Genomic DNA, 19,927 nt, shown 5'->3' with positions numbered 1-19,927 from the left:
CGCCTATGCCGCCGCTTTCGACATCCATCGCGCGCCAGTCTGATCTGCACGCTTCCTGGGCGCCGCACGTGCATAAATGCTGAGCAAGTGTGCGTCGCAAACATCAGCGGCGCCGCAGCGCGGCATAGGCCGTGACATGACGCCCGTCCCCCGTCTTCAATAGCATCAAGGCCACCGAACAACGGCGTTCGCGGCTGCCAGAGGACCGCTCGGATGCGGTCACCCGTCCGGGGCGACGACGCCCCGCTCTCGCAGACACGCAGACATCCGAGGCCGACATGCTCTCCCGCGACTTCTTGAAGGCCGGCCACACGCCGACCCTGTTCGCCGCCTTCCTGTATTTCGATCTCAGCTTCATGGTCTGGGTGATCCTGGGCCCGCTGGGCGTCGCGATCGCCAAGGACTTCCACCTTGATCCTGCCCAGAAGGGCCTGATGGTCGCCATCCCGGTTCTGGCCGGCGCCGTCCTGCGCCTGGTCAATGGCGTGCTGGTCGACCGGATCGGGCCGAAGAAGACCGGCATGATCGGTCAGCTGATCGTCCTGGCCGGCCTGGTGCTGGCCTGGGCCGTCGGCATCCACAACTACCATCAGGTGCTGGCCCTGGGCGTGATCCTGGGCGTGGCGGGCGCCTCGTTCGCCGTCGCCCTGCCGCTGGCTTCGCGCTGGTATCCGCAAGAACATCAGGGCCTGGCCCTGGGCATCGCCGGCGCCGGTAATTCGGGCACGGCCCTGGCCGCCTTGTTCGCTCCGGCCCTGGCCAAGATGTTCGGCTGGCAAGCCGTGATCGGCCTGGCCGCCATTCCTCTGGCCGTGGCGTTCGTCGTCTACATGCTGCTGGCCAAGGATGCGCCGGAGCAACCCGCGCCCAAGAAGCTGGCCGAGTATCTCGACGTCCTGAAGGTCCCCGACGCCTGGTGGCTGATGCTGCTGTACGGCGTGACCTTCGGCGGTTTCGTCGGCCTGGCCTCGTCGCTGACCATGTACTTCAACTCGGAATACGGCCTGGATCCGGTCATCGCCGGCTTCTTCACCGCCGCCTGCGTCTTCGCCGGTTCGTTCATCCGTCCGGTGGGCGGCGCCCTGGCCGACCGCTTCGGCGGCGTACGCACCCTGAGCTTCGTCTACGTCCTGGCCGCCGCCGGCCTGGCCACGGCCAGCTTCCAGCTGCCGTCGCCGTTCGTCGCCCTGGCGGTGCTGATGTTCTCGATGCTGGCCCTGGGCGCGGGCAACGGCGCGGTGTTCCAGCTGGCTCCGCAGCGGTTCCGCAAGGAAATCGGCGTCATGACCGGCCTAATCGGCATGACCGGCGGCGTCGGCGGCTTCTACCTGGCCTCGACCCTGGGCATGGCCAAGAAGATGACCGGTTCCTACCAGTCCGGCTTCCTCGGCTTCGCGCTGCTGGCCCTGTTCGCCTTCGTCGCTCTGTACGGCCTGAAGGCGCGCTGGCGCGCCGTCTGGCCGACCCTGCACGGCGACACCGCCAGCGTTCGCGTCTGATCACCCGTTTCGAGGAACGAGCTAGTCCATGACCCATCCTAAGGAACGTCTGGTCGTCATCGGCAACGGCATGGCCGGCTGCCGGGCGGTCGAGGAAGTGCTGAAGCGCGACCCCGCCCGCTATGACGTGACCATCTTCGGCGCCGAGCCGCGGGTGAACTACAACCGGATCATGCTCTCGCCGGTCCTGGCGGGCGAGAAGACCTTCGACGACATCGTCATCAATGACGAAGCCTGGTACCGCGACAACGCCATCACCCTGCACGCAGGGCGCGCCGTCACCGCGGTCGACCTGGAAGGCCGCAAGGTGCTCGCCGAGGGCGGGCTGGAAGTTGGCTACGACAAGCTGATCCTGGCCACCGGCTCGGATCCGTTCCGCCTGCCGCTGCCGGGCTCGGACCTGAAGGGCGTCGTCACCTTCCGCGATCTCGACGACGTCGAGGCCATGGTCGAGGCCTCCGGCAAGCCGGGCGCCCGCGCCGTGGTCATCGGCGGCGGCCTGCTGGGCCTGGAAGCCGCCTACGGCCTGGCCCGCCGCGGCATGGCCGCCACGGTCGTCCACCTGATGGACGTGCTGATGGAGCGCCAGCTGGATGAGAGCGCGGGCTTTCTGCTGCGCGAGGCCTTGGCCGAACGTGGTGTCGACACCGTGCTGGGCGCCCAGTCCGAGGAGATCGTCGGTCAGGACGGCAAGGTCGCCGGCCTGAAGCTAAAGGACGGTCGCGTCCTGGCGTGCGACCTGCTGGTCATGGCGGTCGGCATCCGTCCGAACGCGACGCTGGCCAAGACGTCCGGCCTGCAGGTCAATCGCGGCATCGTCGTCGACGACGCCATGCGCACCTCGGACCCGGCCGTGTTCTCGGTCGGCGAGTGCGTCGAGCATCGCGGCAACTGCTACGGCCTGGTGGCGCCCATCTGGGACATGTGCCGGGCCCTGGCCGAGGAATTGACCGACGGTGCGGGGGCCTATGCAGGCTCTGTGCTGTCGACCCGCCTCAAGGTCTCGGGCGTCGACGTGTTCTCGGCCGGCAAGTTCGCCGGCGGCGACGGCTGCGAGGACATCGTGTTCCGCGACGCCGCCCGCGGCGTCTACAAGCGCGTGGTCATCGAGGACGGCAAGGTCGCCGGCGCGGTGCTGTTCGGCGACGCCGCTGACGGCGGCTGGTACTTCGACCTGATGCGGGCGGGGACCGACGTCGCGGACATCCGCGAGACTCTGATCTTCGGGCAAGCGATCACGGAGGGTCTCTCGGGCCTGGACCCTAGCGCGGCCGTTGCGGCCATGCCCGACACGCAGGAAATCTGCGGCTGCAACGGCGTCTGCAAGGGTGCGATCACGGGAGCCATCACGGCCCAGGGCCTGACCACGTTGGACGACGTCCGTGCGGTCACCAAGGCCTCGGCCTCGTGCGGCTCGTGCACGCCGCTGGTGGAGCAGGTGATCCGCCTGACCCTTGGCGACGGCTTCAAGGCCCAGACGGGTCCCAAGCCGATGTGCAAGTGCACGCATCACCCGCACGGCGATGTGCGCAAGGCGATCGTTGAGCTCGAACTGAAGTCCATGCCCGCCGTCATGCAGGCCATGGAATGGGACACCCCCGATGGCTGCGCCTCGTGCCGTCCGGCCCTGAACTACTACCTGCTGTGCGCCTGGCCGGGCGAGTATGTCGACGACAGCCAGTCGCGCTTCATCAACGAGCGCGTTCACGCCAACATCCAGAAGGACGGCACTTATTCGGTCGTCCCGCGCATGTGGGGCGGCATGACCTCGCCGGACGAGCTGCGCGCCATCGCCGACGTCGCCGACAAATATGCGATCCCGGCGGTCAAGGTGACGGGCGGCCAGCGCATCGACCTGCTGGGCGTCAAGAAGGACGACCTGCCGGCGGTCTGGGCCGACCTCAATGCGGCCGGCATGGTCAGCGGTCACGCCTACGCCAAGGGCCTGCGCACGGTGAAGACCTGCGTCGGCAGCGACTGGTGCCGGTTCGGCACCCAGGACTCCACGGGCCTGGGCATCAAGCTCGAGAAGTTCATGTGGGGCTCGTGGGCGCCGGCCAAGGTCAAGCTGGCCGTGTCGGGCTGCCCGCGCAACTGCGCGGAATCGACCTGCAAGGACATCGGCGTGATCTGCGTCGACAGCGGCTACGAGATCCATGTCGGCGGGGCCGCGGGCCTGCATATCCAGGGCACCGAGCTGCTGACCAAGGTTCCCACCGAGGAAGAGGCGATCCAGCTGATCGCCGCGGTCATGCAGATGTACCGCGAGGGCGGCTGGTACCTGGAACGGATCTACAAGTGGATGGCCCGCATCGGCCTCGACACGATCCGCGCGGCCACCGTCGACGACCTCGACAACCGCGCGGCGCTCTACGCCCGCTTCGTGAAGTCGCAGGAAACCGCCCAGATCGACCCGTGGGCCGAGCGCGCCACCGGCGGTGTGGCGGCTGGCGAATTCAAGCCCATGGCGACCCTTCCCCTGGAGATGGCGGCCGAATGACCGTTCAAGCCCATATCGACCCTGACTGGCGTGACGTCGGCGCAGTGACCGACATTCCCGAGCGCGGTGCGCGTCGGGTGGCCACGGCCCAGGGCGACGTCGCCGTGTTCCGCACCGGCGACGGCAAGGTCTTCGCCCTGGTCGATCGCTGCCCGCACAAGCACGGTCCGTTGAGCCAGGGCATCGTCCACGGCCACGGCGTGACCTGCCCGCTGCACAACTGGGTCATCGACCTGGCCACCGGCCAGCCCACGGGCGCCGACGCCGGCAAAGGCTGCACGCCCGTGGTGCCGGTGCTGATCAAGGACGGCCGTGTCCTGCTGGCCCAGCCCGTGATGGCGGTCTGACCGCATGGCCGACGGCTCCGCAGCGCTCACCACGATCAAGACCACGTGCGCTTACTGCGGCGTCGGTTGCGGCGTTGCAGGGGCAGTCGGAGAGGGACGGTCGGTGTCGGTCGCCGGCGACGCCGTCCACCCGGCCAACTTCGGGCGGCTGTGCTCGAAGGGCTCGACGCTCGGCGCGACCGTCAGCCTGGAAAGCCGGATCTTGGAGCCGACGATCGGCGGCAAGACCGCTTCGTGGGCCGAGGCCACGGCCCTGGTGGCCAAGCGCTTCAAGGACACCATCGCGCGCCACGGCCGCGACAGCGTGGCGTTCTACGTCTCGGGCCAGCTGCTGACCGAGGACTATTACGTCGCCAACAAGCTGATGAAGGGCTTCATCGGCTCGGGTAATATCGACACCAACAGCCGGCTGTGCATGGCCTCGGCCGTGGCCGCCCACAAGCAGGCCTTCGGCGCCGACCTGGTGCCGGGCTGCTACGAGGATCTCGACGCGGCGGACCTGGTGGTGTTCAGCGGTCATAACGCCGCCTGGACCCACCCCGTCCTGTTCCGCCGCATGGAGGCGGCCAAGGCGCGTGGCCAGAAGCACGTGGTCATCGACCCGCGCCGCACCGACACCGCCGAGGGCGCCGACCTGCACCTGGCCATCGCCCCGCAGAGCGACGTGCGCCTGTGGAATGGCCTGTTGGCGGATATGATCCGGCGAGGCGCGATCGATCACACCTACATCGCCGAGCACGTGAGCAATTTCGAGCAAGTGATTGTCACGCTTGCGGAAAACGATCAATCACTCGCCGCGGTCGCCGCCGATTGCGGCGTGGCGATCGAGGACCTGCAGACCTTCTACGACCTGTTCGCCGCCCATGAGCGCACGGTCAGCCTCTTCTCGATGGGGGCCAACCAGTCGGCCCAGGGCGTGGCCAAGGGCCTGTCCATCATCAACGTCCACCTGGCCACCGGCCGGATAGGCAAGCCGGGCGCCTGCCCGTTCTCGATCACTGGCCAGCCCAACGCCATGGGCGGCCGCGAGACCGGCGGCATGGCCAACACCCTGGCCGGCCACATGGACTTCGCCCCGGCCGACCGCGACCGGGTGGCCCGCTTCTGGGGCGCGCCCGACACTGTCCGCGCGCCAGGCCTGAAGGCCGTCGAGATGTTCGAGGCGGTGCGCGACGGGCGCATCAAGGCGATCTGGGTGATGGCCACCAATCCGGCCGTCAGCCTGCCCGATAGCGGCGCGGTCCGCGAGGCCCTGGGCAAGTGTCCGTTCGTGGTGGTCTCCGACTGCGTCGAGACCGACACCACCGCCTTCGCCGACGTCAAGCTGCCGGCCCTCGGCTGGGGCGAGAAGGACGGCACGGTCACCAATTCCGAGCGCCGCATCTCGCGCCAGCGGGCCCTGTTCCCGCCGCCGGGCAATGCGCGGGCCGACTGGAAGATCATGGCCGACGTCGCTACGGCCATGGGCTATGGCGGCTTCGGCTGGGCCAATAACGCCAGCGTCTTCCGCGAGTGGGCGCGCCTGACCGCTTACGAGAACCAAGATCGCGTACTGAATCTGGCGGGACTTTCAGGTTTGACGCCAGAGACTTACAACGAACTTCTGCCGATCCAGTGGCCCGTGAAGGCGGACGGCAAGGGCACGCCGCGCCTGTTCGTCGACGGCCGCTTCCAGACCCCCGACGGCCGCGCCCGCATGGTTCCGGTCAAGCCGAAGGGGCCGGCCGAGGCGACGGGCGACGCCTACCCCATGTCTTTGAACACCGGCCGCATCCGCGACCAGTGGCACACCATGACCCGCACGGGTTTGGCCCCCGACCTCTGCCGCCACGCGCCCGAGCCCTATGTCGAGATCCATCCCGACGACGCCGAGGCCCTGGGCCTCAAGGACGGCGCCCTGGCGCGGGTGACGACCTCGCGGGCCGAGGCCGTCGCCGTGGCCAAGGTCAGCGACCGTCAGCGTCGCGGCTCGCTGTTCATGCCGATGCACTGGACCGACGCCTTCGCCCCGTCGGGCCGCGCCAACGCCCTGGTCGCGCCGAACACCGACCCGACCTCCGGCCAGCCGGAATTCAAGCACACGCCCGCCCGCGTCCGCGCCTATCGCGAAACCTGGAAGGGCTTCTTCCTGAGCCGTGACGCCGTCATGGCCCCGGGCCTGGATCTCGTCTGGCGTCGCATCCCGCAGGACGCCTGCCAGCAGCACGAGTTCGCCGGCCGGGGCGAGCAGGGCCAGCGCGACGCCCTGCGCAAGGTTCTGATCAAGAAGCTGGACGGCGAGGTCGTCGCCTACGAGGACGCCGCCAGCGGCGCGCGCCGCGAGGCCTGGATCGATGGCGGCAAGCTGGTCGCCGTCTTCTACATGACCACCACCGGCCGCTTGCCGCCGCGCGACTGGCTGGTCGACCTGTTCGCCGAGCAGACCCTGTCGGCCCAAGCCCGCTCGGCCCTGCTGTTCGGCCGTCCGCCGGGCGCGCCGGTCGACAAGGGCCCGATGATCTGCGCCTGCCTCAAGGTCGGCGCCAAGGCCGTGAACGCGGCCATCGTCGGCGGGGCCGATACGCCCGACGCGGTCGGCGCGGTCACGGGCGCGGGGACCAATTGCGGGTCCTGCCGTCCGGAAATCGCCCGAATGATCAAAGCCTTGGCCGTTACTCCTAAGGAGCCCGCCCATGTCGGTTGAGAGTAAGCTTGGCAAGGTGCTGCTGGTCGGCGCGGGTCCCGGTCCGGTGGACCTGATGACCGTCCGCGCCTTCCGCGCCGTCGAGAGCGCCCAGGCGCTGCTCTACGACGCCCTATGCTCGGAAGAAGCCATCGCCCTGGCCCCCGCCGGCTGCGTGCGCATCCAGACCGGCAAGCGGGCCGGCAAACCCAGCATGAAGCAGGACGAGATCAACCGCTTGATGCTGCGTCTGGCCCGTAAAGGCCTTCGCGTGGTGCGGCTGAAAGGCGGCGACCCGTCGATCTTCGGCCGGGTCGGCGAGGAGGCGGCGTTCCTGAACGGCTTCGGCGTCGAGACCGAGGTGGTGCCCGGCGTCACCGCCGCCTGCGCCGCCGCGGCCCAGTTCGGCTTCCCGCTGACCCATCGTGGCGAGGCGCGCCGGGTGGTGTTCACGACCGCGCGGTTGGAAGCGGGCAAGCTGTCGGGCGACTGGAGCGCCGCGGCCGATCCCGAGGCGACCTTGGCCGTCTATATGGGCGGCGACGTGGCCGGCGACCTGGCCCGGCGGATGATCGAAGCCGGTCGTCCGGCCAACACCCCAGCCGTCGCGGTCGAGAAGGCAGGCGGCCCCGACGCTCGGCTGTATACGGCGACCCTGGCCACCCTGGCCGAGCGCGTGGCCGAGGCCGGTGACGGGCCGCTGCTGATCGTGGTCGGCGAAGTCGCGGCCCAGGCCCATGCCGTGGCCGAGATCGCCGATCTGGCGCGAAAGACAGCCTGAATTCGGCGTAATGAAGCAAGGCCGTCCTAGGAATCGCCGCGCTCAAGGCTAAGGTTCCGCGCGTCGCGCCGTAGAGCGCGGGAGGAGTGCGGTCGATGTTGCGTCTTGGCCTGGCGGGCGTGCTGTCCCTGATCCTGGCGGCGGGAACCGCCTCGGCGGCCGACCGTCGCGCCTTGGATCTGGTGCGCCAAGCCTTGGCGGCTCAGGGCGGTGAGGCCCAGTTGCGCGCGTTGGGCGCCGTGGAATGGGACGCCTCCGGCTACCGCAACCTCCTCGAACAGTCCGAACGCCCGGAGGGGCCATACATTCCGGAGTTCCAGACGGTCCGTGAGGTCCACGACCTGAAGGCGGGGCGTTTCGCCCAGCGATTGAGCGTGGCGGTCTATCCTGCCTATACCGCCACGACCGGCATGACGGTCGACGCCACGGCGGCTATGCAGACGGCCGGTGAGCGGCGCAGCGCCGGTTCACCGGACCTGGTCGTCTATGCGCGGGAGCGTGTGGCCCTGTCGCCCGAGCGCCTCCTGCTGACCGCCCTGGACGCCGACGACCTGCGCGCCCTGCCTACCAAGACCCTGCAATCGGTTCGTCACGACGTGGTGACCTTCACGTTCGACGGCGCTCCGGTGACGATCTACCTGAACGGCGGCAGCCACTTGCCGACGGCCTTCGACTATTCGGGGCCGATGGCGCGCCGGGGTTACTGGAACTACCTGGGCGACGCGACCATGCGCACCTACTGGAGCTTCTGGTGGCTCGGAAAGGGCGGCGTCCGAACGCCCATGCAGTGGAACATCGAGGTCAATGGCCTCCCGGACTCGATGTTCGCGATCAAGCGCCAGGTGTTCGACGGCCCTCTGGACGAGGCCTTGCTGACCATCCCGCCCGAGATCCGCGCGGCCTACGATCCCAAGGCCAGTCCGACGGACCTGGAGCAGCGCCCGCTAGGCTCGCGCGCCAACCCGGCTCAAGAGCTGGCGCCGGGCGTCGTGATGATCCCCGGCGCCTGGTACGTCGCATTGGTGCGGCAGGACGATGGCGTCGTGGTGCTGGAGGCGCCGATCTCGTCGGGCTATTCGGCCAAGGTTATCGCCGAGGTCGAGCGGCGGTTTCCTGGCGCGCCGATCAAGGCGGTCGTTTCGACGTCCGATGCGTGGCCCCATCTGGCGGGGGTTCGCGAGTATGTCGCGCGTGGCATCCCGGTCTATGCGGTCGACGTGAACCGGCCGGCGCTTTCGCGACTGGTTTCCGATCCCCGGACGAGCAAGCCCGATACGTTGGCCAAGAAGCCCAGGGCGCCGGTCTGGCGCTTGGTTTCCGGCAAGACCGTGATCGGCGCAGGACCCAATCGCCTGGAGCTCTACCCGCTGCGCGGCGAGGCCAGTGAGCGGCAAATGATGGTCTATCTGCCCGAGCACCGTCTGCTGTACGGCAGCGACCCCTTCCAACGCGGCCGCGACGGAAGCTATTCGACGCCACAGGCGGTCAGCGAGTTGACCCAGGCCGTGGCGCGTGAGGGGCTGGGCGTCGACCAATTCTTCATGATGCATATCGGCAAGACGCCCTGGAGCGCGCTCGCCGATGTCGCCGCCAAGGCCGCTGTACATGACACGCCGACGGGCGAATACTGACAGTAGGGTGGCAGCAGCCTTCCTTTAGAACGGTGTTCAACGAAGACGCATACCGAGAGGGACGCCCCATGCTGAAGACCTATACCGGCAGCTGCCACTGCGGCGCGGTGCGCTATGAAGCCGACATCGACCTGGAAGCCGGCACGGGTCGCTGCAACTGCTCGATCTGCAAGAAGACCCGCAGCTGGGGGGCCTTGATCAAGCCGGACGCCTTCCGTCTGCTGGCGGGTGAGGATCGCCTGGGCGAGTACAAATTTGGCACGATGAGCGGCAACCACCAGTTCTGCTCGACCTGCGGCGTGCGCACCTTCGGGCAGGGTTATGTCGAAGAGATCGGCGGCGCCTTCGTCTCGATCCAGGTCGCCACCCTGGACGACGCCACGCACGAAGAACTGGCCGCCTCGCCGATCAACTATGGAAACGGGCGCGATAATCTCTGGTGGGAAAAGCCGAGCGAGACTGAGCTCCGCTACCTCTAACGGCTCGCGTCATGACCAGCCTTCGCTTCAAGGCCAAAATCGAGATCAACGGCATCAATCCGTTCGTGCCGGTCGACGCCGAGCAAGCCGCGCGCCTGCGCGAAGGCTGGCGAAAGCCGATGCCGGTCCTGGTCCAGGTCAACGGCGCGCCGGCCCAGCCCTGGCGCATCAACATGATGCCTCGGGGCGACGGGGGCTTCTTTCTCTATTTGCACGGCGAGGTTCGCGAGGCGGCCGGGGCCGGGGTCGGCGACACGGTGGATGTCGAGGTCGCCTTCGACGAGGCCTATCGCGGCGGTCCGGCCCATCCGACGCCCGAGGCGTTCGCCGACGGTCTGAAGCGCGACCCGGCCGCGGCCAGGGCCTGGGAGGCGCTGACGCCGAGCCTCCAGAAGGAAACCCTGCGCCGCTTCGACAGCGTCAAGTCCGAGGAAGCCAAGACGCGCAACATCGAGGCGGCCCTCGCCGTTCTGGGCGGGGCGCCGGGCCGTTTCATGGCCCGCGAGTGGAAGGATGGCGCGGTCCTCTAGGCCAGCTTCCCAAAGGCTTGGTCGAGATCGGCCTTCAGGTCGTCGACCGCTTCCAAGCCGGTGTGCAGACGCAGCAGGGGGCCTTCCAGGTTCACCGGTACGCTACGGTTCTTCAGCTGCGGGTCGCAGTGGATCGCCAGGCTCTCATAGCCGCCCCAGGAGAAGCCCAGGCCGAACAGCTCCAGACTGTCGAGCAAGGCGTGGACGGCGCTCTGCGAGCAGGGTTTCAGCACCACGCCGAACAGGCCACAGGCGCCGGTGAAGTCGCGCTTCCACAGGGCGTGACCGGGATCGCCGGGCAGGGCGGGGTGTAATACGCGCGACACCTCCGGACGGTCTTGCAGCCAGCGGGCGATGGCCAGGCCGTTGTCCTGGTGGCGCGGCAGCCGGGTGGCCAGGGTCCGCAAGCCGCGCAGCATGGTGTAGGCGTCGTCGGGCGACACCGACCAGCCGATGTCCCACATGGCGTCGCCTAGCTGGTTGCCGATCACGGTGTCCATGGTCGTCGCCGAGCCCATGAAACAGTCCGAGTGGCCGCCGACATATTTGGTCAAGGCCTGGACGCTGATCGTCACCCCATGCGCCAGCGGCTTGAAATAGAGACCGGCGGCCCAGGTGTTGTCGATCAGGGTTAGGATCCCGCGATCGTTGGCGGCCTTGGCGATGGCCGGGACGTCTTGCATCTCGAAGGTCAGGGAGCCGGGCGCCTCCAACAGGATCATCCGGGTCTTCGGCGTCGTCAGGGCCATCAGATCATCGGGCGTGAGGGCCGGATCGTAGTAGGTGGTCTGGACGCCGAAACGGGTCAGCACCCGGTCGCAGAACCGGCGCGTGGGCTTGTAGGCGCTGTCGACCACCAAGATCTCGTCGCCGGCCTTCAGCACCGCCAGCATGGCCCCCGTGATCGCCGCCAGGCCCGACGGGTAGAGGGTGACGTCCGGCGAACCTTCCAGCTCGGCCAGGGCCTGCTGCAGGGCGGCGGGTGAGGAGAGGCCGGTGATGCCGTAGGACATCTGAGTGTCGTCATACAGTGACGCCGCGTTAGGCATCAGCACCGTCGAGCCGCGCTGAATGGGCGGATTGACGGTCCGCGCCAGGCCGGTGGGCTGGGAGCCCTTGCGGATCAGGCGGGTTTCTTCATCCATGGGGGCACTCTTCGGCGACGCGATCTAAGCCTTGTGGTTTAAGGCTCCGCGCGCGGGGTTCAAGGAGCGATCGGTGTCGGTGCGGTTCGGCTTGGCGGTTTTTGCGGCGCTTGTCTTGACGGGCTGCGATCGTCCCGCGCCTTCTCCGGACCCGAAGCCCGCCGAGGTCGTCGCGCCGCTGGCGATCAAGCCGGCCGGGCCCAGCCCGACGCTCAAGGCTATTCGTGCGCGCGGCGAGCTGCGCTGCGGGGTCAATCCCGAGCTGCCAGGCTTCGCTTTCCAGGACAATGGCGGGCGCTGGCGCGGTTTCAACGTCGCGTTCTGCCGCGCCATCGCCGCTGCCGTGCTGGGCAAGCCCGACAAGGTCCGCTTCGTACCGCTGGGCAACGAGGAGCGGATCGCGGCGCTGCGCTCGGGGAAGGTCGATGTCCTGTGGCGGAACACTTCTTGGACCTTCTCGCGCGACGCCGGCGACCAGCTGGACATGGCGGCGATCTCGTATTTCGACGGCCAGGGCTTCCTGGTTCGCCGCAGCCTGAACCTGACCAGCGCCGTCGAGCTGAACACGGCCAAGATCTGCGTCCAGAGCAATGCCACCTCGGCCCAGAACCTGGAGGACTTCTTCCGGGCGCGCGGCATCGCCTACACGGCCATGGTCTTCGATCGCGAGGACCAGGCCCGCGCCGCCTACCAGGCCGACCAGTGCGACGCCTTCACGGCCGACATCTCGGCCCTGGCCGCGGCGCGGTCCGTAATGGACGACCCCGGCGCCCACGTGATCCTGCCGGACGCCATCTCAAAGGAGCCTCTGGGCCCGCTGGTGCGCCAGGACGATCCGGCCTGGACCGACATCATCCGCTGGACCCTCTACGCGCTGGCCCTGGCCGAGGAGCACGGGATCACCCGCGCCAACGCCAAGACCATGAAGACCGGCGCCGATCCCGAGGCGCGGCGGCTGCTGGGCGAGGGCGGCTACGGCGCCATGCTCAGCCTCGACGCCGACTGGGCCTATCGCGCGATCACTGCCGGCGGYAATTACGGCGAGATCTTCGACCGCGAGATCGGCGGCGGCTCGGCCTTGAAGCTGGATCGCGGGCTGAACGCGCTGTGGAACGCGCCCAAGCCTGGTCTGCTGTACGCGCCGCCAATGCGCTAGCCGGCCGGCCCGGTCGCCACCGGCGTGTCCGCCAGGCCGCCCCATTCCGTCCAGGAGCCGTCGTAGACCGCCGAGCGCGGCTTGCCCATGCGCGCCAGGGCCAGGGCCACGACCGAAGCGGTAATGCCCGAGCCGCAGGTCGAGACGATAGGCCTGTCGATATCGATGCCGGCGGCTTCGAACACGGTCTTCAGTTTGTCGTCCGGCAGCATCGTGCCGTCCGGCGCGATCATCACCGACAGCGGAATGTTGCGGGCCCCCGGCATGTGGCCGCCGCGCAGGCCGGCGCGCGGCTCGGGATCCTTGCCCTCGAAGCGGCCGGCGGCGCGGGCGTCGATGATCTGCTCGCGGCCGCTCTCGACGATCCCTCGCATCTGCTCGACCGAGCGGTAGATGTCGGCCTGGTAGCGCGGGGTGAAGTGGCGCTCCTGCGGCGAGGCCGGGCCGTCCTCGATCGGGCGACCCTCCGCGATCCACTTGGGCAGGCCGCCGTCCAGCACGACAACGTCCTCGTGGCCCATGGCGCGGAAGTGCCACCAGGCGCGGGCGGCCGGCAGGATGCCGGTGGTGTCGTAGACGACGATCCGCGAGCCGTCGCCCAGGCCCAGCTTCTTGACCCGGGAAGCGAACTTCACCGGCGTCGGGATCATGTGCGGCAGGTCCGAGGTTTCGTCGGAAATGTCGTCGATGTCGAAGAACACCGCACCCGGGATGTGGGCGGCCAGGAACTCCTTGCCCGGATCACGCTGGGCGGCCGGCATGTGCCACGAGGCGTCGACAATGCGCACGTCCGGCGCGTCCAGGTGTTCGGCCAGCCAGGCGGTGGAGACCAGCGGATCGGACGGGGTGCTCATGGACAGGCCTCTTCGGAATCTGACTCGGGGACGACCTTACATCCAGGGCGGCGTCGGCAGGCCCTTTTCCTTGAGGAACTCGGGATTGAACAGCTTGGACTGATAGCGCGAGCCGTGGTCGCAGAGGATGGTCACGATGGTGTGGCCAGGGCCCAGTTCCCTGGCCAATTTGATGGCGCCGGCGACGTTGATGCCCGACGAGCCACCCAGGCACAGGCCCTCGTACTGGACGAGATCATAGATCACCTCGAGCATCTCGATGTCGTCGACGCGGAACGGATGGTCGACGACCAGGTCCGTCAGGTTGGCGGTCACGCGGCCCTGGCCGATGCCCTCGCTGATCGAGGTTCCCTCGGACTTCAGCTCACCGTCCTTGTACCAGGCATAGAGCGCCGCGCCGTGGGGATCGGCCAGGCCGATCTTCACCGACGGCTTGCGCTCGCGCAGGGCCGCGGCGACGCCGGACAGGGTGCCGCCCGAGCCGACGGCGCAGATGAAGCCGTCGACCTTGCCGGCCGTCTGCTCGAAGATCTCGGGGCCAGTGGTCCGGTAGTGGGCGTCGCGATTGGCGACGTTGTCGAACTGGTTAGCCCAGATCGCGCCGTTCGGCTCGGTCAGGCTAAGTTCCTCGGCCAAGCGCCCGGAATAGCGGACATAATTGTCGGGATTGGAATAGGGGACGGCGTCGACCTCGACCAGTTCCGCGCCGAGCAGACGGATGGCGTCCTTCTTCTCCTGGCTCTGGGTGCGGGGGATGACGATCGTGGTCTTGTAGCCCAGGGCCGAGGCGACCATGGCCAGGCCGATGCCGGTGTTGCCGGCCGTGCCCTCGACGATGCGGCCGCCGGGCTTCAGCAAGCCCTTGGCCTCCGCGTCGCGGATGATGCCCAGGGCCGCGCGGTCCTTGACCGACTGGCCCGGGTTCATGAACTCGGCCTTGCCCAGGATCTCGCAGCCCGTGGCCTCGCTGGCGCGAGCGAGACGGATCAGCGGGGTGTTTCCAATGGCGTCCAGGACGCTGGGGAGGACGCTGGGCTGGGYGGTCATGGCGGGCCTTCTTCGGCGGCTCTGGGGCGGTTCCGGACCGCTGGTAGATCGTGCGGCGGGCCACCGGCGCAACCCCAGTTTTCCTGAAGGCGGGTGAGTCCCACGGACAAACCTTGAGCTTGGACGTGGGCTTGGCGGGTTATCCACAAAACGTTGTCACGTAATGCTGAGCCTGGCGGCTCACCATCAGCTCCGGCTCAAGCCCAGCTGAATGACGTTGGTCCGCTCGGTGCGGAAACCCGCCTCGCAGTAGCTGAGATAGAACCGCCACAGCCGCCGGAACCGCTCGTCGAAACCGTCCTTGCGGATGTCGCTCCAGGCCGCCTCGAACCGTCGCGCCCACTCGGCCAAGGTGTCGGCATAATTCTGGCCGAAACGCTTGAGATCGCTCCATTCCAGGCCGGCGCGCTCGGTCTCCTCTTTCAATCGCGCCTCGCTGGGCAGCATGCCGCCGGGGAAGATGTAGCGCTGGATGAAATCGGTGCGGCCGCGATAGCGCGGGAACAGCTCGTCGCGGATGGTGATGATCTGCAGGCCAGCGCGACCGCCGGGGCGCAGCACCTCGCGGATCTTGCCGAAATAGGTGGGCCAGTATTCCTCGCCGACCGCCTCGAACATCTCGATCGAGGCCACGGCGTCGAACTGGCCCTCGACGTCGCGATAGTCGATCAACCGGATGTCGGCCTTTTCCGAAAGACCCTGCTCGAACAAGCGCTTGCGGGCGAAATCGTACTGGGCCTGGGAGATGGTGATGCCGGTGACCTGGGCCCCGACCTCCTTGGCCGCGAACTCGGCGAAGCCGCCMCAGCCGCAGCCGATCTCCAGCACGTGCTTGCCGGGCGCGAGGTCGATGGTCTTGGCCAGGGCCGCGTACTTGGCCTGCTGGGCCTCGGACAGCGGCTGGTTGGGCCGCTCATACAGGGCCGAGGAATAGGTCATGCTGGGGTCAAGCCAGCGCGAGTAGAAGCCGTTGCCCAGGTCGTAGTGGGCGTGGATGTTCTTGCGCGAACCGTCGCGGCTGTTGCGATGAAGCAGGTGGTACAGGCCATTGACCACCCGCATGATCGGATTGCCGGCCAGCAGGGGCGTCAGCCTGTCGAAGTTCAGCGAGAAGGCCTCCAGCACTGCGGAGAGGTCCGGCGTCTCCCACTCGCCCGCCATGAAGCCCTCGGCGAAGCCGATAGAGCCTGACGAGAAGGCCCGGCGGATGAAATGATAGTCGTTGATTTGGACTGTAACGTCTGGACCGGCCTGACTGCCCTTGACGGTCAGCGTCTTGCCCGTCGGCAGTATCCAGGTGACCGAGCCAAAGTCCCAGTTGGCCGCCAACACGCGAAGCGCGGCGCGGAAGGCGGCCGGGGCGGCCTTCAGGTCGGGATCGTTCCACAACGCAGTATCCAAGGCAGGGCCTCGCATCCAGGTTACGCGTTTATTAGCGCCGTTAACGACCGGCTCGTAAAGCCCTGGCTCAGCTAGAGGCCACAATGGGCTCGCAAGGCCCGTTCGCGCGCCTGGGCGTGACCCACGATTGGTCGCTCATAGAAACGTTTGGCTTCCGCCGGCAGATACAAGAGGCAGGTCCGGCCGTTATCGGCGGCATGGCGCAGCGCGGGATTGTCGGCTAAGCGCAGATCTCCAACGCGCCCTCATCGGCCGCTGGCAAATCCGCCGATGGGGATGGTGGACGCCTTTGAGGCCTTCTGGTTCGCCCTGAAGCAAGTTTCGCGGGCGTCGAGCGGCTTTTACGAGCGGCCGTGGCCCAACATGCATGCGGCTGGGACATTTTCAGTGAAATGTCACATGCCGCGCCTCGTAGCCGGGCCCGACGGGCGGATGATCGATTTCGAGGTGTCGACCTGGGGATAACCGCCGCGAGCGGTGGGCGCGACGACCTCGAACGAGGACCGCATGTCGATCTATCGGCTACCGATGGCGGGTTGTTCCGCCCTTGTCCTGCTGGCGCAAGCCCAGGCTGCTTTCGCGAGCAATATGGCCCGTCCCCCCGGGAGTTCCGGCAGGGACGCGAACCGAGCGGCGCCGAGACTTTAAACTGAAGCCGTGGCGTGGTGCGGCGTATCGGCTTGGTTGAGACGTCCAGCGCACCGGAAGCCTCGACGTCGTCATTCTTCGGCTGCGCCTATCAACTCTTCCAAAAAATCGTTTAGCGCTCGGAAGGCGCTTCGGACAGCGTGACCTTGAGGTTTACGACAACGTTGTCGTTCGTGGTTGACCTCGTCGAAGCAGAGCATTGGCGATGAGCGGTTCTGTCTGAACGGCTCCGTTCGCCGCCTTTGATTCAAAAGAAAAAAAGACAAAGGGGAGGATAAAATGCCCATCGGGAGAACCCGTCGGACCGTGTTCAATTTGCTGGTCGGGGCGTCGTCGCTCGCCCTGACCTGCGCTTCGCCGGCGTGGAGCCAGGAGCGCGTCACGGCGCCGGACCAATCCAAGGCCGACAACGGATCAAGGGCCGACAAGGCGGCCGTGGTCGAGGAAGTCGTCGTGGTCGCCACGGGGACCAACATCGCCGGCGTCAAGGCGGTCGGCAGCGAGACGGTAACCCTGACCGCGGAGGACATCCGCGCCACCGGCCTTACCGACATCCACCAGGTGCTACGCACCATGCCGCAGATCCAAAGCACGCCTAATTCGGGCGGCTCGGGCTTGAACTTCCGCGAAGGCGGCACGACCGGCTACGGCGGCAATCCCACCCAGGGCACGGCCGTCAACATACGCGGGATCGGCTACGGCGCGACCCTGACCCTTGTCGACGGCCGCCGGGTGGCGCCCAGCGGCGCCTCCGACGCCTTCACCGAGGCGATCCAGGTGCCGCTCGCCGCCTTGGAGCGCGTTGACGTGATCGCCGACGGCGCGTCGGCCATCTATGGCGCGGACGCCGTCAGCGGCGTGATCAACTACGTGCTGCGCAAGACCTATGACGGAGCGGAGATCTCCGTCCGCGCCAATACGAACCGCTTCTCCGAAGAGACCGGCGCGGCGTTCACGGTCGGTTCGCATTGGGACAACCGGCTGGGGCGCGGCAACGTGATCCTGACCGGCGACGCCATGCGCCGCACGCGCGGCAAGCGTTCGGAAAGCCCGTTCCTGAGGCAGGACCTGCGGCGCTTCGGCGGCCAGGACAACCGCGTGCTGAACGGCGCGATCGCGTCGGGCGGGGTCGGCAACCTAGTGGTCAGTCAGAACGGCGCCGGCGGAACCACCTATACCTACTATGGCCTGCCGATCGGCGCCGGAACGGGCGTGACGGCGGCGCAGCTGACCGGGACCACCCTGGTCGACACGGGCGACTACAACGACTACCTGCCGGACGTGAAGCGACAGCAGTTCTCGCTGTTCCTGAACCAGGAGCTGAGCAGCTGGCTGACGGCCTATTACGAGGGCTTCTACACCCATCGCAAGACCTCGACCTTTCAGTACGACCCCAACACCGGCAGCAGCATCACCGTCTGCGCGGGAACACCGTTCTACGTCACAGGGGTGGCGGGGACGCCCGGCTCGGCCACGGCCAACTGCCCGGGCGGCGGCGAGACCTTCGACATCAACTTCAACCGCTATGTCGGGCTGACCGAGACCTATAACCCCAACACCGCCTACACCCAGACCGTCGGCCTCTCGGCCACGCTGCCGGGCGGCTGGAAGGGGGAGGCCTACTATACCGGCGGCCTCGACCGCACCTGCGGCATCTGCAACCTCGGCAAGAACGTCAATCTCGACGCCTTCGCCGCCCAGGTGAACGCGGGGACGCTGAACCCGTTCAGCACGACGCCCCTGACCTCGACCCAGCTGGCCAGCTTCACCGGCTCGAACGTCCAATACAGTCGCAATGTGATGAGCGACGCGGTGGTGAAGTTCAACGGGCCGCTGTTCCGCCTGCCCGGCGGGATGGTGCGCGCGGCCGTGGGCGCGGAATATTCCGACCAGCACGAAAGCCTGACCAACGGTGCTAGTCGCGGCGCGGCCAACGTCTTCGCGATCGACAACCGCTCCGACGAGACTCGTCGGGTCAAGTCGTTCTTCGCGGAGGTCTACGTCCCGATCGTCGGACCGAACAACGCGATCCCCCTGGTCCAGAGCCTGGCGATCGACCTAGCCGCCCGCTACGACGACTATTCCGACTTCGGTGACACCACCAATCCGAAGGTCGGCCTGACCTGGACCGTCAGCGACACCCTGGCCGTGCGGGCCTCGGCCGGCACGTCGTTCCGCGCCCCGACCCTGACGGACAAGAGTCCGGTGGTCTATTCGGCCGAGCTGGTCGGCCTGCCCACGGTCAACAATTCTGGCGATCCCGCGATCGGAACCCTGTTTCCCGGCTACACCAGCGCCCTGGTCGCCCTGGGCAACAATCCCGACCTGCGGCCGGAGACGGCCGACACCCTGTCGGTCGGTTTCGACATCACCCCACCTTCGCTGCGCGGCCTGCGGGTTTCGGGCACCTACTACCGGATCGACTACCAGAACCAGATCTCGAACCCCAACCGCGATCTCTATCTGTCGAGCTCGGCCAATCGGGCCGCGTTCGCCAAGTACATCACGCCGATCAGCAATCCAGCGGGCTGCGTGGCCGCGAATCCAGCGACCTATGATCCGAAGCTGCGCGACTACCTGGCCAGCCGGATCGCCGACTATGTGGTGCCAATCAGCGGTGGCTATTGCCAGATCAACGTGATCCTCGACGCCCGCAAGACGAACCTGGCCTCGACCTTCCAGGACGGTTTCGACCTGCAGGCCAGCTATCTGTTCGACACCGACTGGGGCCGTTGGAACCTGGGCGGATCGATCACCAAGATCCTGCACAACAAGGTCAAGGCCTCGCCGTCGGTGGCCGAGATCGACCGCCTGGACCAGCTCTACTATCCGATCAGCCTGCGGGGCCGGGCAAACCTGGGCTGGAACCGGGGAAGCTGGAGCGCCAACCTGTTCCTCAACTATGTCGGCGATTACGCCAACACCGCGCCGCTGACGGTCAATAGCGTGGTGATCGGTGACGCCAAGGTTGGCGCCTGGACCACCTTCGACCTGGGCCTGGCCTACATGGTCCCGCGCGATCGCGGCCCCGGCTGGCTGAAGGGCGTGCGCGCCTCGCTCAACGTCCAGAACCTGGCGAACAGGGATCCGCCGGTGGTTCTGACGGCTGGCGGCGCCTACGACGGCAGCGCCCACAACGTGCTCGGCCGCCAATGGTCGCTGCAGATCAGCAAGACGTTCTGATCTGCGGCGCGGCTCGAGCTTTCAAATATGACATGCGGCGCCCCGACCGGGCGCCTCGGGAGAA

14 protein-coding genes are annotated in these 19,927 nt (G+C 67.6%); 10 read left to right on the top strand and 4 right to left on the bottom strand.

The annotated features are described in order from the left end of the window. Positions 1–278: 278 nt before the first annotated feature. The 8 genes from AC1DSO_RS15715 to AC1DSO_RS15680 all read left to right on the top strand — a co-directional run bounded on the left by AC1DSO_RS15715 (position 279) and on the right by AC1DSO_RS15680 (position 10,429). Positions 279–1,499 carry a nitrate/nitrite transporter gene (locus tag AC1DSO_RS15715; protein ID WP_477069711.1) on the top strand — a complete coding sequence of 407 codons (1,221 nt, stop codon included), beginning with the start codon at positions 279–281 and terminating at the stop codon, positions 1,497–1,499. Positions 1,500–1,527: 28 nt separating this feature from the next. After that, positions 1,528–3,999, top strand: coding sequence for a nitrite reductase large subunit NirB (gene nirB / locus AC1DSO_RS15710; RefSeq protein ID WP_477069710.1), 2,472 nt, complete (start codon positions 1,528–1,530; stop codon positions 3,997–3,999). Further along, positions 3,996–4,346 carry a nitrite reductase small subunit NirD gene (nirD, locus tag AC1DSO_RS15705; RefSeq protein WP_477069709.1) on the top strand — a complete coding sequence of 117 codons (351 nt, stop codon included), beginning with the start codon at positions 3,996–3,998 and terminating at the stop codon, positions 4,344–4,346. The genes nirB and nirD overlap by 4 nt, the downstream gene beginning before the upstream one ends. Positions 4,347–4,350: 4 nt before the next feature. Then, positions 4,351–7,029, top strand: a complete 2,679-nt coding sequence (locus AC1DSO_RS15700) for a nitrate reductase (RefSeq protein WP_477069708.1) — start codon at positions 4,351–4,353, stop codon at positions 7,027–7,029. Continuing rightward, positions 7,019–7,789: a uroporphyrinogen-III C-methyltransferase gene (gene cobA / locus AC1DSO_RS15695; protein ID WP_477069707.1), complete on the top strand. Its 771-nt coding sequence runs from the start codon at positions 7,019–7,021 to the stop codon at positions 7,787–7,789. The genes AC1DSO_RS15700 and cobA overlap by 11 nt, the downstream gene beginning before the upstream one ends. A gap of 95 nt (positions 7,790–7,884) precedes the next feature. After that, on the top strand, positions 7,885–9,420 hold the full coding sequence (locus tag AC1DSO_RS15690; RefSeq protein WP_477069706.1) for an MBL fold metallo-hydrolase: 1,536 nt from the start codon (positions 7,885–7,887) through the stop codon (positions 9,418–9,420). A 68-nt stretch (positions 9,421–9,488) separates the two neighbouring features. Beyond that, on the top strand, positions 9,489–9,899 hold the full coding sequence (locus AC1DSO_RS15685; protein WP_477069705.1) for a GFA family protein: 411 nt from the start codon (positions 9,489–9,491) through the stop codon (positions 9,897–9,899). An 11-nt stretch (positions 9,900–9,910) separates the two neighbouring features. Further along, positions 9,911–10,429, top strand: coding sequence for a YdeI/OmpD-associated family protein (locus AC1DSO_RS15680; RefSeq protein WP_477069704.1), 519 nt, complete (start codon positions 9,911–9,913; stop codon positions 10,427–10,429). Here the strand turns inward: AC1DSO_RS15680 and metC are convergent. After that, the gene (metC, locus tag AC1DSO_RS15675) at positions 10,426–11,574 is read right to left on the bottom strand and encodes a cystathionine beta-lyase (RefSeq protein WP_477069703.1); all 1,149 of its coding nucleotides are present in this window, start codon (positions 11,572–11,574) and stop codon (positions 10,426–10,428) included. The two genes, AC1DSO_RS15680 and metC, sit on opposite strands and share 4 nt — an antisense overlap. Before the next feature lie 73 nt (positions 11,575–11,647). Between metC and AC1DSO_RS15670 the strand changes: the two genes are divergently transcribed. Beyond that, complete coding sequence (locus AC1DSO_RS15670; protein ID WP_477069702.1) at positions 11,648–12,730, top strand: amino acid ABC transporter substrate-binding protein; 1,083 nt, start codon at positions 11,648–11,650, stop codon at positions 12,728–12,730. Here the strand turns inward: AC1DSO_RS15670 and sseA are convergent. From sseA to AC1DSO_RS15655, 3 genes are all read right to left on the bottom strand, one after another. Continuing rightward, positions 12,727–13,584: a 3-mercaptopyruvate sulfurtransferase gene (gene sseA, locus AC1DSO_RS15665; RefSeq protein WP_477069701.1), complete on the bottom strand. Its 858-nt coding sequence runs from the start codon at positions 13,582–13,584 to the stop codon at positions 12,727–12,729. The genes AC1DSO_RS15670 and sseA overlap by 4 nt on opposite strands. Before the next feature lie 36 nt (positions 13,585–13,620). Next, a complete protein-coding gene (locus AC1DSO_RS15660; RefSeq protein WP_477069700.1) occupies positions 13,621–14,631 on the bottom strand; it encodes a cysteine synthase A in 1,011 nt (336 codons plus the stop codon). A gap of 186 nt (positions 14,632–14,817) precedes the next feature. Continuing rightward, a complete protein-coding gene (locus tag AC1DSO_RS15655) occupies positions 14,818–16,047 on the bottom strand; it encodes a class I SAM-dependent methyltransferase (RefSeq protein ID WP_477069699.1) in 1,230 nt (409 codons plus the stop codon). Positions 16,048–16,959: 912 nt separating this feature from the next. Between AC1DSO_RS15655 and AC1DSO_RS15650 the strand changes: the two genes are divergently transcribed. After that, positions 16,960–19,863 carry a TonB-dependent receptor domain-containing protein gene (locus AC1DSO_RS15650; protein WP_477069698.1) on the top strand — a complete coding sequence of 968 codons (2,904 nt, stop codon included), beginning with the start codon at positions 16,960–16,962 and terminating at the stop codon, positions 19,861–19,863. Positions 19,864–19,927 lie beyond the last annotated feature (64 nt).

It is taken from the genome of Caulobacter sp. P4_E5, from assembly GCF_056401555.1.
The sequence above is the reverse complement of the archived record's forward strand: the minus strand, read 5'-3'. Positions and strand labels throughout refer to the sequence as shown.